We start from the raw sequence: 15,642 nt of genomic DNA, 5'->3' as shown, positions 1-15,642 counted from the left end.
AAAGATCCAGACATGACCTATCAGAATTATTCGCTGAAGCAGCTTCAGCAGATCGACGCCGCGCATCATCTTCATCCCTTCACCGACCACAAGGAACTGCGCGAAGCCGGCTCGCGCATCATCACTCACGCCAACGGCCCGTTCATCTACGATTCCGAAGGGGCCGAAATCCTCGACGGCATGGCCGGGCTGTGGTGCGTCAACATCGGCTATGGCCGTGACGAACTGGCCGAGGCCGCTTACGCGCAGATGAAGGAACTGCCTTACTACAATTCCTTCTTCAAATGCTCGACGCCGACGCCGGTGCTGTTGTCCAAGAAGCTGGCCGAGATCGCGCCGAAACACGTCAACCAGGTGTTTTATGGTTCCTCCGGTTCGGAGGCCAACGACACGGCGCTGCGCCTCGTGCGCCACTACTGGGTGCTGGAAGGCAAGCCGGAAAAGAACCGCATCATCTCGCGCAAGATGGCCTATCATGGCTCGACCATCGCCGGCACCTCGCTCGGCGGCATGGATGCCATGCACAAGCAGCTCGGCGGCGCCGTGCCCAACATCGTCCATGTGATGATGCCCTATGCCTATGAACTGGCACTGCCCGGCGAGAGCGACCATGATTTCGGCCTGCGCGCGGCAAAGTCGGTCGAGGACGCCATCCTCGAGGCCGGCGCCGACAAGGTCGCGGCCTTTATCGGCGAGCCGGTGATGGGGGCGGGCGGTGTCAAGATTCCGCCTGCGAGCTACTGGCCGGAAGTGCAGCGCATCTGCCGCAAATATGATGTTCTGCTGATGCTGGACGAGGTTATCACGGGCTATGGCCGCACTGGTGAATGGTTCGCCGCGCAGACGCTTGGCATCGAACCGGACACCATCACCACGGCCAAGGCGCTGACGTCAGGCTACCAGCCATTGTCGGCCTTGCTGGTCGGCGACCGCATTGCATCGACGCTGGTCGAGAAGGGTGGCGAGTTCAATCACGGCTACACCTATTCCGGCCATCCGGTGGCTTGCGCCGTGGCGCTGAAGAACCTGGAAATCATCGAGCAGGAAGGCCTCGTCGACCGCGTCAGGAACGACACCGGGCCTTATTTCGCCAAGGCCCTGCAGGAGCGCATTGCCGGACATGATCTCGTCGGCGAGGTGCGTTCGATCGGCCTGATGGGCGCGATCGAGATCGTCAAGGACAAGGCGACCAGGGAACGGTTCCTGCCGTCGGGAAGTGCCGCGGTGACGGTGCGCGACCACGCGATCGCCAACGGCATGATGCTGCGCGCCACCGGTGACACGATGATCCTGTCGCCGCCGCTGATCTGGACCCGCGACACGATCGACATGGCCTGCGAGCGCATCGGCAAGGCGCTGGATCTGGCACAGGCCGATCTGCGCAAGCGATAAGAGCGAACCTTGACCCGGGCGTTTCCTGGAGGGAACGCCCGGCCTCGAGAAACTGCCGCGATGGGGAACAAACTTCATCCCCCGCGCGTAGTGTGTGAGGCAGCGGCCAGCCTGGCTGCGACAAGGGGGTTATTTCCATGAGAAAAACCGGCAAGAGTCGACGCGCGCAAGAAGCAGCCAACATCGGCGCCGACCTGATGCTGGCGCCGCTGGTGGCGATGATGCGCATGCCGTTGATGGCGATGGACGCGGGCAGCAGCCAGCCTTGGGGCACCGAAACCGCACGAGCGGTGAACGAGAAGACCGCCGCAATCGCCGAGGGCGTGTTCGCGGCGCAAATGTCTGTCCTGCAGTCCGCATCGCGGTTCTGGCCGGAACTCCTTTCCGGTCGCACGCCGTCGCTGTTCAACGGCGTCGCGACGGAACGGTCGATCAATGCCGGGCTGAAGCCGGCCAGCCGTGCGGTGAAGGCGAATTTTCGCCGGCTTTCGTCAAAGGCTTGAAATAGGCCCTGCGGAACTTTGATTTTGCGCATTGTCGGGATCATGCGCTAGAACCGATCGGTATACGCACCGATGGGGGATTTCATGGCCGGACAACCGCTCAACCAGCCCGCTGAAATTCCGCCCGAACTCGATCGCTGGAATTGGGGCGCCTTCTTCCTCAACTGGATCTGGGGTATAGGCAACAGCACTTTCATCGCGCTGCTGGCGCTGATCCCGGTCGTCAACCTCATCGTGATCATCGTGCTCGGCGCGCGAGGCAGCCGCTGGGCGTGGCAGAACCGGGCCTGGCGCGACGCGGAACAGTTCCGCAAGACGCAGCGCAACTGGGCGATCGCCGGCCTTGCCGTCTGGGTGGTCAGTATCGGGGGCTGTGCGACCATGGTCGGCAGCATCCCCTTCATGCTCAAGGGCAATGACGCCTACCACATGACCATGGATGCCATTCGCGCCGACACCCGTGTGAAGGCTGCCATTGGCGACGACGTGATCGACAATTTCTGGGTCGGCGGCCATCTCAACGTCAACGCGAATGGGACGGGCGACGCGCAGTTCAGTATTCCCGTCCACGGCGCCAAAGGCAAAGGCACCGTGTTTTCTCATCTGGTTCGCAATGCCGGCACTTGGAGCATGCGCCTGCTCGTGGTCAGGGTTGATGGAGTGGATGCGCCGATCGTGCTGATCAACGAAGACCACGTGCCAATCCCGAACGCGGCCATCGGAATATAGATGTCGGCCTGGATTGAGCGGTGCACAAATGCAAAAACCGCGCTCCATCGGGAACGCGGCTTTGCCAGATACGCATGGCGCTTCGCTACTCGAACACTTGGCGAAACTTACGGGCTCCGGTACGCGAGACCTGATCCGGAGCGCCGGGCGGATGCGATATGTCCGCCTCACGATCAGTTTTATACCGACATCGTTACCGCGGAGTTATCGAGAGCTTAAGCAAATCTAAATTTGCGGTTTTTCTGCCGGAGGAGTCCGGAAAAGTCTGTCAATCCGTTGGTTACGCTAGGTTACCCCTGAGAAAATTAATTATGCCGGAGAAATCGGCGCCGCCATGGCCCTGGGCGCTGAACAGGGCGTAGAGTTGCGCCGCCTCGGCGCCAAGCGGGGTCACCGCCCCAGCGCCGAGTGCGGCCTCCTGGGACAATTTCAGGTCTTTCAGCATAAGCGCCGCGGCAAAGCCCGGTTTGTAATCCCTGTTGGCGGGTGAGGTCGGCACAGGGCCGGGAACCGGACAATAGGTGGTCAGCGACCAGCATTGGCCTGAGGATGTCGAGGCGACGTCGAACAGCGCCTGATGCGACAGGCCAAGTTTTTCCGCCAGCACGAAGGCTTCGGCGACGCCGATCATCGAAATGCCGAGGATCATGTTGTTGCAGATCTTCGCCGCCTGGCCGGCACCGTCGCCGCCGCAATGGACAATGCGGCCGGCCATCGGCTTCAGGATCGGCTCGGCAGCGGCGAAGGCATCGTTGGAGCCGCCCGCCATGAATGTCAGCGTGCCGGCCGTGGCACCTCCGGTGCCGCCCGAGACGGGCGCATCGATCGAGGGCAGGCCGTGTTTCGCAGCGAGCGCATGCGCCTTGCGCGCCGATTCGACATCAATGGTCGAGGAATCGATGAACAGTGCGCCCTTCTTCGCCTTGGGCGCGATGTCCTCATAGACCGAGAGCACATGCTTGCCGGCCGGGAGCATGGTGATCACCACATCGGCGTCTTTCACCGCCGCCGGCGCGTTGGCCATGACGACGATGCCATGCTCGCGCGCGATCGTCAGATTCTCGGGCACGAGGTCGAAGCCGTGCACTTGATGCCCCGCCTTGACCAGATTCGCGGCCATTGGATTGCCCATGTTACCGAGGCCGATGAAGGCGATCGTCGTCATTGTCTCACTCCCGGAGTTTGCTGGCTTCAGCGGCCGATCAGCGCCCGCGCGATGATGACGCGCATGATCTCGTTGGTGCCCTCGAGGATCTGGTGAACGCGCAGGTCGCGCACCAGTTTCTCGATGCCGTAGTCGTGCAGATAGCCGTAGCCGCCGAGCAGCTGCAGCGCATTGTTGGCGACATTGAAGCCGGTGTCGGTGACGAAGCGCTTGGCCATGGCGGACCATTTGCCGGCATCGGGCGCCTTGCGGTCGAGCTTGGAGGCGGCGGCATAGAGGAAGATGCGCGACGCCTGCAACTCGGTCTCCATGTCGGCCAGCCTGAACTGCAGCGCCTGGAACTGATTGATCTTCGAGCCGAAGGCCTTGCGCTCGGCGGTGTAGGACAGCGCCTTGTCGAGCGCCGACTGGGCGCCGCCCAGCGAACAGGCGGCGATGTTCAGCCGGCCGCCATCGAGGCCGGCCATGGCGATGCCGAAGCCGGCGCCTTCACCCGACAAGAGGTTTTCCGCCGGCACCTTGCAGTCCTCGAAGATGACCTGGCGGGTCGACTGCATGTGCCAGCCCATCTTGTGCTCATTCGCGCCGAAGGAGAGCCCGGGCGCATCTTTCGGCACGATGATCGTGGAAATGCCTTTCGGCCCATCGGCGCCGGTGCGCACCATGACTGCATAGACATCGCTGTCGCCCGCACCGGAGATGAACTGCTTGGCGCCGTTGAGGATATAGTCGCCGCCGCTCTTGACCGCGCGCGTCTTCAACGCCGCTGCATCCGAGCCGGAGCCTGGCTCGGTCAGGCAGTAGCTTGCCAGCCATTCCATCGAGGTCAGCTTCGGCAGGAAGCGCTGGCGCTGCTCGTCATTACCGAACCTGTCGATCATCGAGGCCACCATGTTGTGGATCGAGATGAAGGACGAAAAGCCTGGGTCGGCGTGCGACAGAGCCTCGAAGATCAGCACGGCGTCGAGGCGGCCGAGAGCCGAACCGCCGACATCGTCCCTGACATAGATGCCACCGAGGCCGAGCGGCCCGGTCTCGCGGATCACGTCGGCGGGGAAGTATTTCCTGCGGTCCCAGTCGAGCGCATTCGGCGCGACGCGGTCGGCGGCGAAGGCCTGCGCCATCTCCTGGATGGCACGCTGTTCCTCGTTGAGTTCGAACTGGCTGGTGCTCGCATCGACCGCGGCGTCCATGGCGTGCTCCCTGATGGTTTCGGCTTGCTGGCCTGTCGTTTTTGGCTTTGCGCGCGCACTAATCTAGACCAATGATGCCGCCGCGCAACCCGACCCGCTGCGGAGCGGCTGTGCACCAATGCATGTCCGGAGCAAGATGTGACGACAAAATTCGATGAGCTGCTGGGACGGTTCCACGCCTATCTCGCCTCAGTGGATGACGCGCTGGTGCGCGGCGCCGTCGCGCGCATTGGCTGGGATATGCCGGCGCGCGCGCTGGCGCCGCATGCGCTCGGTTGCCTGCGCCATCTCGATCGAGCGGCTGACCTGGCGCCGATGGCTGCGCAACCGCTGATCCAATGGCTGGCGCAGCGGCGCTACGAATCGCATTGGGGGCAGACCTATACCGAGGCCGATTTCGGCAAGACCTTCATCGACAATTACGGCTGGCTGGAATTGTTCGGCACGCGCGGCCATTTCGCCAATGATGAGGTGGCGGCCGGCCTGCTGATCCTTGGACCCGAAATCGTCTACCCAGACCACCACCACGTCGCCGAGGAGATCTATATCCCGCTGACCGGCGGCACGGCATGGCGCATGGGCGAGGGCGGTTTTCGCAAGCGCGAGGCGGGCGAGGTCGTCCACCACGCCTCGAATGTCAACCACGCCATGCGAACCGGCAGCGAGCCGCTTCTGGCGCTCTATATCTGGCGCGGTGGACCGCTGGCGCAGAAATCCACGATCACCGGAACCGCGGCGCAGGGTCGGAACTGATGGCCAAGGCGATCATGCTGCAAGGGACGGGTTCGGATGTCGGCAAGACGGTGCTGGTCGCCGGCCTGTGCCGCGCCGCGAAAAAGCGCGGGCTGAAGGTGCGGCCGTTCAAGCCGCAGAACATGTCGAACAACGCCGCCGTCGCCGACATTCCCGGCGACAACAGCAAAAGCGGCGGCGAGATCGGCCGCGCGCAATGGCTGCAGGCAATCGCTTGCGGCGTCGCGCCGTCGGTCCACATGAACCCGGTGCTGCTCAAGCCGCAGACCGATATCGGCGCGCAAGTCATCGTGCAGGGAAAAGTGTTCGGCGAGGCGCGGGCCCGCGACTACCAGGCGCTGAAGGGCCGGCTGATGGATGCGGTGCTGGACTCCTGGGCCAAGGTCGGCGAGGGCGCTGATCTCGTCATCGTCGAGGGCGCCGGCTCGCCGGCGGAAATCAATCTAAGAAGCCGCGACATCGCCAATATGGGTTTTGCCACGCGTGCCGATGTGCCGGTGGTGCTGGTCGGCGACATCGATCGCGGCGGCGTCATCGCCTCGGTAGCCGGCACGCATCTGATCCTGCCGGAAGCGGACCGGCGCATGATCGTCGGTTACCTCATCAACAAGTTCCGTGGCGATGTCTCGCTGTTCGATGACGGCATCAACGCAATCGACAGTTTTACGGGGTGGCGCTGCTTTGGCGTCGTGCCGTGGCTGAAGGCGGCGGCGCGGCTGCCTTCAGAGGATTCGGTGGTGCTGGAGCGGCTGGCATCCGGCGAGACGCGTGCGTTGAAAGTGGCTGTGCCGATGCTTGGCCGCATCGCCAATTTCGACGATCTCGATCCGCTCAAAGCCGAACCGCAGGTCGAAGTGGTGTTCGTACCCCCGGGCAAGCCGTTGCCGGGGGACGCCGGACTGGTGGTCATTCCCGGCTCCAAGTCGACGATCGGCGATCTCCTGAAATTCCGCGAGAACGGTTGGGACAGAGACCTTGCCGCGCACCGCAAGCGTGGCGGCCATATTGTCGGCATCTGCGGCGGCTTCCAGATGCTTGGGCGTGTGGTGCGCGATCCCGACGGGATCGAAGGCAGCGTCACCGAGGCCGAGGCGCTTGGCCTGCTCGATATCGAAACGGTGATGGAGCCGGAGAAAACCGTGCGCAATGTCAGTGCGCGCTCGGTCCAGTTCGACCTGCCACTCGAAGGCTACGAAATCCATCTCGGCCGTACCACCGGCCCGGATACGCTGCGGCCGTCGGCGGTCATCAATGGCGTCGAGGATGGCGCGATCTCGGCCGATGGCAAGGTGATCGGCACCTATATGCATGGCCTGTTCGGCGCCGATGCCTTTCGCGGGAAATTCCTGGAAAGCCTCGGCATCAGGGGCGGTGGCATCGACTACCGAGCCGAAGTCGAGCGGGCGCTGGACGAGGTCGCTGCCGAATTGGAAACCCATCTCGACTGTGACGCGATTTTCGGGCTGGCTCGGTAGGGGCCTGTTGGCGAACCACCTTGCCAATTAGCGATAAACGCCCCCGCGTCGTCATCCTCGGGCGGAGCGAGGAGCGTAGCGACGCAGTGCAGACCCGAGGATGACGAAGGTGGGGGCGCTCCCGGCCAATCTCGAACTCGCAGCGCGATCGGCTCAGCCCTTATCCCCCGCCTTCGGCCAGTAGGTGCCGAATGACCAGACGCTGCCTTCCGGATCGCGGCAGATGAATTCGCGGCTGCCATAGTCGCGGTCCGTCAACTCCTGGATGATCGTTGCGCCGGCCTTCTTCGCCCTGGCATACGCGGCGTCGGCATCGTCGACGGCGATATAGATCGATTTGCCGCCGCCGGTGCCGGGTTCGCCGACCATCTTGCCGTAGTCGTCGTCGCGCGCGCTGCCCAGCATGATCATCGAGGCGCCGAAGACCAGTTCGGCATGGTGTACGACATCGCCCTCGCCATAGCGGGCGCGGACGCTGAAGCCGAAGGCTTCGCAGAGCCAGTCGATCATTTTCGCCGCGTTCTTGTAGCGCAGGGCAGGGTACAGACGCGGGGCTTCGTTGCTGGTGGCCATGTCGATCTCCTTCAATGGGGTTGGTCGATGAATCCTGTTCGTGCATGTCGTCGTCCCAAAACTGCGCACTTTTGGGCTACATGCATCAATCTGGGTGAAGGCCGTCCCCGCGTCTTGAAGAAATGTTACCTGACCGGAAGTGCCGTCGGCGTGTCGCCGGCAAGGTCGCGGAATTCGCGCACCAGATGCGCCTGGTCGGCATAGCCGCAATCGGCGGCGATGTCGGCCCAATCGGCGGCCTGCCGCCGCGACAGGCCGAGCGCCCGGTTGAAACGGACGATACGCGACAATGTCTTTGGGCCGATGCCGATCGCATTGGAAAAGCCGCCGGCGAGATGCTTTCGGCTCCAGCCCAGTTTTTCGGCAATGGAGGAAATGCGGGCCCGACCGCCCGATGCGATGATGTGCTCGTAGGCCCAGGCGATTTCGAGCGGCGTTTCGGCGGCGCCGGCAAGACGGGCGGTGACGAAAGCTTCGGCGAGGTCGAAACGCGACACCCAGTCCGGCGCGTTGCCGAGCCGTTCGCGCAGCGCCCGGCCCTCGGCGCCCAGCACGTCGTCGAGGACCACCATGCTGTCGGTCAGTTCGCTCATCGGCAGGCCGAAGAAACGCCGCGCGCCAAGCGGCGTGAAGTTGACTTGCACGCAGCAGGCGGCACCGAAGGATTCGATCATCACCGGTCCGGCGAAGAGGCCGGCGGCGAAACTGGCGATGCGGTCATTGTCGCCGGGCGCCTTGCCGAGGCCGATGGCGAAGGGTTCGGCGAAGCTGATCACCAGCGGCACGGTGAGCGAAGCGTATTCGACATTACGGAAATGGCCGGGTGCCGTTTCGCGGTAGCCGCAAATTTCGGTGACGATCCCATCAAACACTGGATCGGGAAGGCGCCGGCGCATCTCGAAGCGCCCTGCGATGGAGCGGTCTTGTTCCTTGCGGAGCTGCATCTCGATCGGCATCGGCCATCCTTCTGCTCGGGAATCTAGCAGACCGAAGGTCAGAATCAAAAGCGCCCGGCTTTTGGCCGGGCGCTCTCCGTCCCCACTTCAAGGGGACTTGTCAGGCGCCGCGCATCAGGCAGCCGGCGGCGAGCACGATGTAGGCAATCAGAATGATCCACACCGATGCGAGCGGGATAAAGGCGAGAACGCCAAGGGCGGCGAGAATGCCGATGATGGCAATGACGAGAGAAATGATGAAAACAATCTGGGTAGGCGCGCTGAGATTCATGTCCGGGCTCCTCCAACATGATTCGAACAACGGCATGGTAACAGGCGCGTGATCACACACCAATCATGACGCGCAGCGGGTTGGCCGGGTCGGCCAGCAGTTTCACCGCCAGCGCCAGGCAGACGACCACCAGCAGCGGCTTGATCAATCTGGCGCCGATGCGCATGGCGAGGCTCGCACCGACGCGGGCGCCGAGGAACTGGGCAACGCCCATCATCAGCCCGATCTTCCAGGAGATGACGCCGACAGCAGCGAAGACGATGAAGCCGCCGATATTGGAGGCGAAGTTGAGCAGCTTGGTATGCGCCGTCGCCTTGAGCACGCCGTAGCCGGCAAGAGCGACGAAGGCCAGCATGTAGAAGGAACCGGCGCCGGGGCCGAACAGGCCGTCATAGAAGCCGATTGCCGGCACCAGGGTCAGTCCGAACAGGAACGGCGACAGGCGCTCGGCCCGGTCGACATCGTTCATATTGGGCTTGAGCGCGAAATAGAGTGCGATGGCGATCAGCACCAGCGGCAACAGGGCGCGCAACAGGTCGCCCGGAACAATGGTGGCCAGCAAGGCGCCAACGACACCCCCAGCGACCGCCAGCAGGGCCGACGGCAATTGTCGGCGCAGGTCGACATGACCCTTTGAGGCATAGTGGATCGTCGCCGATCCGGAGCCGAACATGCCTTGCAACTTGTTGGTCCCAAGCGCTTCGACCGGCGAGAGCCCGGCAAGCAGCAGTGCGGGGATGGTGATCAGTCCGCCGCCACCGGCAATCGAGTCCACAAAGCCCGCCGCAAAGGCGGCCAAGGCGAGCATGGCGACAGTCTGGGTGGTGAGGTCGATCATCTGATGTGTGGAGATGTCTGGTAGACTGGAGATAGCGGGGCGTTCGACCACGACGGCCCCGTTTGCGCAAGGCCGATTCCGCGCTAACTCTATTGAAGAGGAATCGGAAAGGGACCGCCCCATGGCATTCGCGTTGCTGGACCAGATACGCTCAATCTTCGACGGCGACCCCGGTGTGCGCAAGGTCGCGGACGATCCGGTGCTGTCGGCCGAACTTCTGATGCTTTTCCGCATGATCCTGGCCGACGGAACGGTCAGCGAGAGCGAGATGGTTGCCTTCCGCCGCATCTGCAAGGATGCCTTCGGCATCCAGGAAACCAGCATCGACGCCGTCATCGAATATCTCAACGAGTTCGGCTACGAGACCAACGGCTCGCAAGCGATGGCGCTGTTTCGCGATCTCGACGTCGAACGGCGCAAGCAATTGGCCCGGCACATGGCGGAAATCGCCAAGGCGGATTCGCAACTGGCCGAGAGCGAGGTGCGCCTCTTGCGCCGCACGCTCGACCTGCTCGACATCAGCCCGGTCGATGTGGTGAAGCCGGAAGAATAGGGGCTGTCATCCCGCTCACCCTTGCTCCTGCATCTTCCGAGCGATCGCTCGGTGTAAATCGGGGGCCGCGGTAACCAATGCCCTGGCGGCCTCGGACTGCGGATGGTCCAGCACCTCGTGCGTCTTGCCGCGCTCGACGATCTTGCCTTCATGCATCACCAGCACCTCGTCGGTGATGGCACGGGCGACGGTCAGGTCATGGGTGATGAAGAGATAGGCGATGCCGAGCTTCTGGTTGAGCTCGGCGAAGAGATCGAGGATCTGGGCGCGGATCGAGACGTCGAGCGCCGAGACCGGCTCGTCGGCGACGACCAGCTTGGGGCGGGTGATGATGGCGCGGGCAATCGACAGGCGCTGGCGCTGGCCGCCGGAGAACTCGTGCGGGTACTTCTCCATGTCGCGTTGGTCGAGGCCGACCTCGTGCAGTGCATGCGCCACCATCTCGCGGCGCTCGGCGCGTGTCGGTTTTTTCTCCAGCACATGCAAGGGTTCCGAGACCAGTTTCTCGACCTTCTGGCGCGGGTCGAAGGAGCCGTAGGGATCCTGGAAGACAACCTGCATGTCACGCCGGGCCGGCTTCAAATCGGCCTCGCTCTTGCCGGTGATCGTTTCGCCGCGAAACCGGATCGTGCCTGAACTCGGCCGGTCCAGTGCCAGGATCATGCGCGCGAGCGTCGACTTGCCGCAACCGGAGCGGCCTACCAGCGCCACCGACTGGCCTGGCGTCATCGACAGCGAGATATCGTCCACGGCGCGGATGTCAGGCGCGCGGCGGAACAGCGAGGCGCGGCGGCCGCGATAGTCGCGGGTTACACCTTCCACCTGAAGCAAGGGCTTGCCCTGGCTGGCGTCATGTCGTCTGGCGCGTGCCGGCACATGCATCGAGGCTTGCGCCAGCTGGCGCGTGTAGGGGTGGAGTTGTTCGGACAGCGTGCGCGCGGTGTCTCCGGCCTCCATCACCTCGCCGCGGCGCAGGATGGTGATGCGGTCGGCCATCTCGGTCACCACGGCGAGGTCGTGCGAGATCAGCAGCAGGCCCATACGGCTCTCCGCGACGAGGTCACGCAGAAGGTCCAGGATTTGCGCCTGCAGCACGACGTCGAGCGCCGTCGTCGGCTCGTCGGCGATCAGCAGCTTCGGTTTCAAGGCGCAGGCGATGGCGATGACGACACGCTGGCGCTGGCCGCCGGACAGTTCGTGCGGATAGCGCGACATCGGGAATTCTGCCGAGGGCAGACCGACCCGGTCGAGCATTTTGCGCGCCCGCTCTTCGGCTTGCGCGCGCGTCGCCCTGGTGTGCCAGCGTATGCCCTCGGCTACCTGTTCGCCGATGGTCTTGACCGGGTTCAGCGCCGTCATCGGCTCCTGGAAAACCATGCCGATGTCGTCGCCGCGCAGCGCGCACATCTGGTCCTCGCTTGCCGCGAGGATATCGATGCCGTCGAACGATACGCGCCCGGTGGCGCGCGCTGCATGGGGAAGAAGACGCATCATCGTCAGCGCGGTCATCGATTTGCCGGAGCCGGATTCGCCAACCAGCCCCATGACCTCGCCGGGCGCGACGGAAAGCTCGATGTCCTTCAGGATCTGGGTGTCGCCGATGGACAACGACAGGTTCTCGATCTCCAGCAGGCTCATCGCTGCCGCCGTGATTTCGGGTCGAGAATATCGGCAATGCCGTCGCCCAGAAGATTGAGCCCAAGCACGGTGATGACGATCGCCATGCCGGGGAAGATCGCCATCCAGGGCGCCACCACCATGCGGGTCTGGGCGTCGAACAGCATGCGGCCCCAACTCGGCATTGGCGGCTGCGCGCCAAGGCCGAGATAGGAAAGCCCGGCCTCGGCCAGGATACCCAGCGCGAATTGGATGGTGCCCTGGACCAGCAGCAGCGTGGCGATGTTGGGCAGCACATGTTCGACGCTGATCTGCGTGCTGCTCTTGCCCGCGGCGCGCGCGGCGAGGATGAATTCGCGCGGCCAGATCGCCAGCGCGCCGGCGCGAGCGACACGGGCAAAGACCGGGATGTTGAAGATGCCGATGGCGATGATGGCGTTGACCGCGCCCGGCCCGAAGATGGCGGTGATCATGATCGCCGACAGCAGCGCCGGGAAGGCGAAGACCAGATCGTTGACGCGCATCAGCACCTCGTCGACCAAGCCGCCGCGTGCCGCGGCAAAGGCGCCGAGCGGCACGCCGATACCCATGCCGATGCCGACCGCGACCAGCGCCACGGCGATCGAATTGCGGGCGCCAACCATGACCATCGACAGGATATCGCGGCCGAAATGGTCGGTGCCGAACCAGTGGGCCAGCGAGGGGCCTTGCGTCTTGTCCGCAATGATCAGCTTCGTCACGTCGTATGGCGTCCAGACATAGGAGACTAAAGCCATCGCCAGGATCAATACGGTGACGACGAAGCCGGTGACGAAAGCCGTGTTTCGGAACGCCTTGGCCAGAATGGAGCTGAATGTCTCCTCGGGGATATCGAGGTGCAAGGTCATTGCAGGCCTCTCAAGCGCGGATCGACGACCGCGTAGGAAAGGTCGACAACGAGGTTGACGGCAATGACGGCGGCGACCAGCAGCATGACGACGCTTTCGACGACGATCAAATCGCGCTGCGTGATCGCCTGGAACACCAGCCGGCCGAGGCCGGGCAAATAGAAGACGTTCTCGATGATGATGGTGCCGGCAAGCAGGAAGGCGAATTGCAAGCCAAGGATGGTCAGAACCGGGATCATGGCGTTGCGCAGCGCATGCCGCCACAGTACGGCGCGATAGGGCAGGCCCTTGGCGCGGGCGGTGCGGATGTAGTCCTCGTTCAGCACTTCGATCAGGGCAGAACGGGTGACGCGCGCCAGGATCGCTGCTTGCGGCAGCGCAAGGGCGATCGCCGGCAGCAGTAGCGATTTCAGCGCAGGCCAGATACCGGCACCCCAGCCGGGAAACCCGCCGGCCGGCACCAGCCGCAGCCAGACGGCGAAGACATAAATCAGCATCAGCGCGAACCAGAAATTGGGCACTGCGACGCCAAGCTGTGCCGCGCCCATGGAAATCGTGTCACCGGCGCGGCCGCGCCGGCTGGCGGAAAACAGGCCGACCGGAATGGCGATGAGGGTGGAGAGCGCGAGCGCGATCAGCGCCAGCGGCAGGGAGACGGCCAAGCGTTCACGAACGAGGTCGATGACCGGCACCGAGTAGGTGTAGGAGCGGCCGAAATCGAGGCTGAGCAGGCCGCCGGCCCAGTGAAGGTAACGCCAAGCCAGCGGCGCGTTGAGACCCATCTGGTTACGCAGAAGCTCCACCTGGTCGGCGCTCGCATTCATGCCCAGCATCAGCCGCGCCGGATCGCCGGGAAGGATCTCCAGCACCGCGAACACCACGATGGAAGCCAGCGCCAGCGTGGCGAGGGAGATGGCGAGGCGCTTGAGCAGGTAGGCTGTCATGGGAGGTCGACGCTACTAGCGTCGTCATCCTGGGGTGGAGCAGGAGCGAAGCGATGTCGCGGAGGCCCCAGGATCCATGCTGTGAAAGAGATCGAAGGGCGCGACGGTGCAAAGCCAGCGTCACCTCTCTCTACCTTCAAAGCTATCTCCCAGATTCTGCGCCGCGGGGGCGCTCGTAAGTCACGGAATGGATCCTGGGGTCCACGCAGCCGCTGCGCGCCTGCTTTGCCCCAGGATGACGAAACCGAGAGAGCCTCACTCGCTCCACTTCACCTTGGTCAGGTCGTTGGCGGGGATCGGGGCGTTTTCCCACAAGCCTTGCAGCTTGGCGTCCCAGACCCCGACCTTGGGCAGTTCGTAGAGGAAGCCGACCACGGCATCGTCGGCCAGGATCTTTTGTGCCTCGGCATACAATTCCTTGCGCTTGGCTTCGTCGGACGTCAGTTCCAGATCGGCAATGACCTTGTTGAAGGCGGGGTTGTCGTAGTTGAAGTAGTAGTCCTTGCGCGCGTAGATATCGATGTCGTTCGGCTCGGTATGGGAGACGATGGTCAGGTCGTAGTCCTTCTTGGTGAACACCTGTTCCAGCCACTGCGCCCACTCGACGGGGATGATTTCCAGGTTGATGCCGACATCGCGGAGCTGCGAGGCGATGATCTCGCCGCCGAGCCGCGCATAGGTCGTCGGCGGCAGCTTCAACGTGGCCTTGAAGCCGTTCTCCAGTCCCGCCTCCTTGAGGAGTTCCTTGGCCTTGGCCACGTCGTGCGGATAGCGGCCGGTCAGGTCGACATAATATTTGTTGGCCGGCGACATATGCGAGCCGATCGGCAGGCCGAGCCCGGCCGAGGCGCCATCGACGATCGCCTTGCGATCGAGCGCGTAGGAGATCGCCTGCCTGACCTGCAGCTTGTCGAAGGGTGGCTTCTTGTTGTTGATGGACAGGATGGTCTCGCCTTCGGTCGCGCCAACCACCACCTTGAAGCGCGGATCATCCTTGACCTGGGAAACGCTGTCGGGATCGAAGAAGGGGAAAGCCTGGATGTCTCCGGAAAGCAGAGCCGGCACCGCGGCCGCGGCATCGGGAACGATGCGGAATTCGACCTTTTCGAGGAAAGCAGGCGTGCCCCAGTAATGATCTGATTTCACCAGGGTGATCGACGAGCCCTTGGCCCAGTTTTGGAATTTGAAGGGGCCGGTGCCAACGGGCTTTTCCTTGTTGGTGTCGGCGGATTTCGACGACACGATCACCGCATCGCCCCAGCCCATATTGTAGAGGAACGAGCCCTGCGGGTGGGTGAGCGTCACCTTCACGGTGGCGGGGTCGACCACGTCGACCTTGTCGATGGCGGCAAAGAGCTGCTTTTGCGCGTTGACGGAGTTTTCCGCGCGGGCACGGTCGAGCGAGAACTTCACGTCGTCGGCGCTGAAATCGGCGCCGTCGTGGAATTTCACGCCGGCGTGCAGCTTGAAGGTGTAGACCTTGCCGTCATCGGAAATGGTCCAGCTTTCGGCGAGATCCGGCAGAACCTCGCCATTGGGGCCGATCCGGGTCAGGCCCTCGAACACGTTGGCGTAGGTGACCTCCCGGATTGCCGCGGCCGCTCCCGCCGTCGGGTCGAGATGCGGTGGTTCAAGCGGAATGCCGATGACAAGATCGGCCCGAGCGGCAAACGCCGAAGTGGCGGTTGCGACCGCCAGCACGGCAGCGGCCAGAAGGGTCTTCCACAGTTTCATCGCTGAACTCCCCATGTGCTCAAATGCTCAAGCCAGCGGATAGAAGCGTGATTTGGCGC

At 63.5% G+C, this 15,642-nt stretch carries 16 protein-coding genes; 6 read left to right on the top strand and 10 right to left on the bottom strand.

The window, feature by feature from the left end; genetic code table 11:
- Positions 1–12: 12 nt before the first annotated feature.
- The 3 genes from AC07SZ_RS06590 (at position 13) to AC07SZ_RS06580 (ending at position 2,624) form a co-directional block, all read left to right on the top strand.
- Entirely contained in the window at positions 13–1,392 is a 1,380-nt protein-coding gene (locus AC07SZ_RS06590) for an aspartate aminotransferase family protein (protein WP_056572536.1), read from the top strand.
- Positions 1,393–1,529: 137 nt separating this feature from the next.
- Positions 1,530–1,895 carry a hypothetical protein gene (locus tag AC07SZ_RS06585; protein WP_056572534.1) on the top strand — a complete coding sequence of 122 codons (366 nt, stop codon included), beginning with the start codon at positions 1,530–1,532 and terminating at the stop codon, positions 1,893–1,895.
- Positions 1,896–1,979: 84 nt separating this feature from the next.
- Complete coding sequence (locus AC07SZ_RS06580; RefSeq protein WP_056573443.1) at positions 1,980–2,624, top strand: cytochrome c oxidase assembly factor Coa1 family protein; 645 nt, start codon at positions 1,980–1,982, stop codon at positions 2,622–2,624.
- A 280-nt stretch (positions 2,625–2,904) separates the two neighbouring features.
- Here the strand turns inward: AC07SZ_RS06580 and mmsB are convergent, their stop codons facing one another.
- Entirely contained in the window at positions 2,905–3,789 is an 885-nt protein-coding gene (gene mmsB, locus AC07SZ_RS06575) for a 3-hydroxyisobutyrate dehydrogenase (RefSeq protein ID WP_056572533.1), read from the bottom strand.
- A gap of 26 nt (positions 3,790–3,815) precedes the next feature.
- Entirely contained in the window at positions 3,816–4,982 is a 1,167-nt protein-coding gene (locus tag AC07SZ_RS06570; protein WP_494913777.1) for an isobutyryl-CoA dehydrogenase, read from the bottom strand.
- Between the two features lie 138 nt (positions 4,983–5,120).
- Here AC07SZ_RS06570 and AC07SZ_RS06565 point away from each other — a divergent pair, with 138 nt between their 5' ends.
- Positions 5,121–5,735, top strand: a complete 615-nt coding sequence (locus AC07SZ_RS06565; RefSeq protein ID WP_056572528.1) for a dimethylsulfonioproprionate lyase family protein — start codon at positions 5,121–5,123, stop codon at positions 5,733–5,735.
- Complete coding sequence (locus tag AC07SZ_RS06560; protein WP_494913776.1) at positions 5,735–7,210, top strand: cobyric acid synthase; 1,476 nt, start codon at positions 5,735–5,737, stop codon at positions 7,208–7,210. The genes AC07SZ_RS06565 and AC07SZ_RS06560 overlap by 1 nt, the downstream gene beginning before the upstream one ends.
- Positions 7,211–7,363: 153 nt before the next feature.
- Here the strand turns inward: AC07SZ_RS06560 and AC07SZ_RS06555 are convergent, their stop codons facing one another.
- From AC07SZ_RS06555 to AC07SZ_RS06540, 4 genes are all read right to left on the bottom strand, one after another.
- Positions 7,364–7,783, bottom strand: a complete 420-nt coding sequence (locus AC07SZ_RS06555; RefSeq protein WP_494913775.1) for a VOC family protein — start codon at positions 7,781–7,783, stop codon at positions 7,364–7,366.
- Positions 7,784–7,908: 125 nt separating this feature from the next.
- A complete protein-coding gene (locus tag AC07SZ_RS06550) occupies positions 7,909–8,739 on the bottom strand; it encodes a helix-turn-helix transcriptional regulator (RefSeq protein ID WP_494913774.1) in 831 nt (276 codons plus the stop codon).
- A 100-nt stretch (positions 8,740–8,839) separates the two neighbouring features.
- Positions 8,840–9,010, bottom strand: coding sequence for a hypothetical protein (locus tag AC07SZ_RS06545; protein ID WP_081295103.1), 171 nt, complete (start codon positions 9,008–9,010; stop codon positions 8,840–8,842).
- 52 nt (positions 9,011–9,062) lie between these two features.
- Complete coding sequence (locus tag AC07SZ_RS06540; protein ID WP_056572522.1) at positions 9,063–9,848, bottom strand: TSUP family transporter; 786 nt, start codon at positions 9,846–9,848, stop codon at positions 9,063–9,065.
- 121 nt (positions 9,849–9,969) lie between these two features.
- Here AC07SZ_RS06540 and AC07SZ_RS06535 point away from each other — a divergent pair, with 121 nt between their 5' ends.
- Positions 9,970–10,401 (top strand): TerB family tellurite resistance protein, encoded by a 432-nt coding sequence (locus tag AC07SZ_RS06535; protein WP_056572520.1) that lies wholly within the window; start codon positions 9,970–9,972, stop codon positions 10,399–10,401.
- Positions 10,402–10,416: 15 nt separating this feature from the next.
- Here AC07SZ_RS06535 and AC07SZ_RS06530 read toward each other — a convergent pair whose 3' ends face one another.
- The 4 genes from AC07SZ_RS06530 to AC07SZ_RS06515 form a co-directional block, all read right to left on the bottom strand.
- Entirely contained in the window at positions 10,417–12,039 is a 1,623-nt protein-coding gene (locus AC07SZ_RS06530; RefSeq protein ID WP_494913773.1) for an ABC transporter ATP-binding protein, read from the bottom strand.
- Positions 12,036–12,905 (bottom strand): ABC transporter permease, encoded by an 870-nt coding sequence (locus AC07SZ_RS06525; RefSeq protein WP_494913772.1) that lies wholly within the window; start codon positions 12,903–12,905, stop codon positions 12,036–12,038. Before AC07SZ_RS06525 ends, AC07SZ_RS06530 begins: the two co-directional genes overlap by 4 nt.
- Positions 12,902–13,849, bottom strand: coding sequence for an ABC transporter permease (locus tag AC07SZ_RS06520; protein ID WP_056572515.1), 948 nt, complete (start codon positions 13,847–13,849; stop codon positions 12,902–12,904). The genes AC07SZ_RS06525 and AC07SZ_RS06520 overlap by 4 nt, the downstream gene beginning before the upstream one ends.
- Positions 13,850–14,104: 255 nt before the next feature.
- Positions 14,105–15,583 carry an ABC transporter substrate-binding protein gene (locus tag AC07SZ_RS06515; protein WP_056572513.1) on the bottom strand — a complete coding sequence of 493 codons (1,479 nt, stop codon included), beginning with the start codon at positions 15,581–15,583 and terminating at the stop codon, positions 14,105–14,107.
- Between the last annotated feature and the right edge of the window lie 59 nt (positions 15,584–15,642).

Source organism: Mesorhizobium sp. GW821-FHT07A06 (genome assembly GCF_059419085.1).
This window is presented reverse-complemented; position numbering and strand designations above follow the sequence as displayed.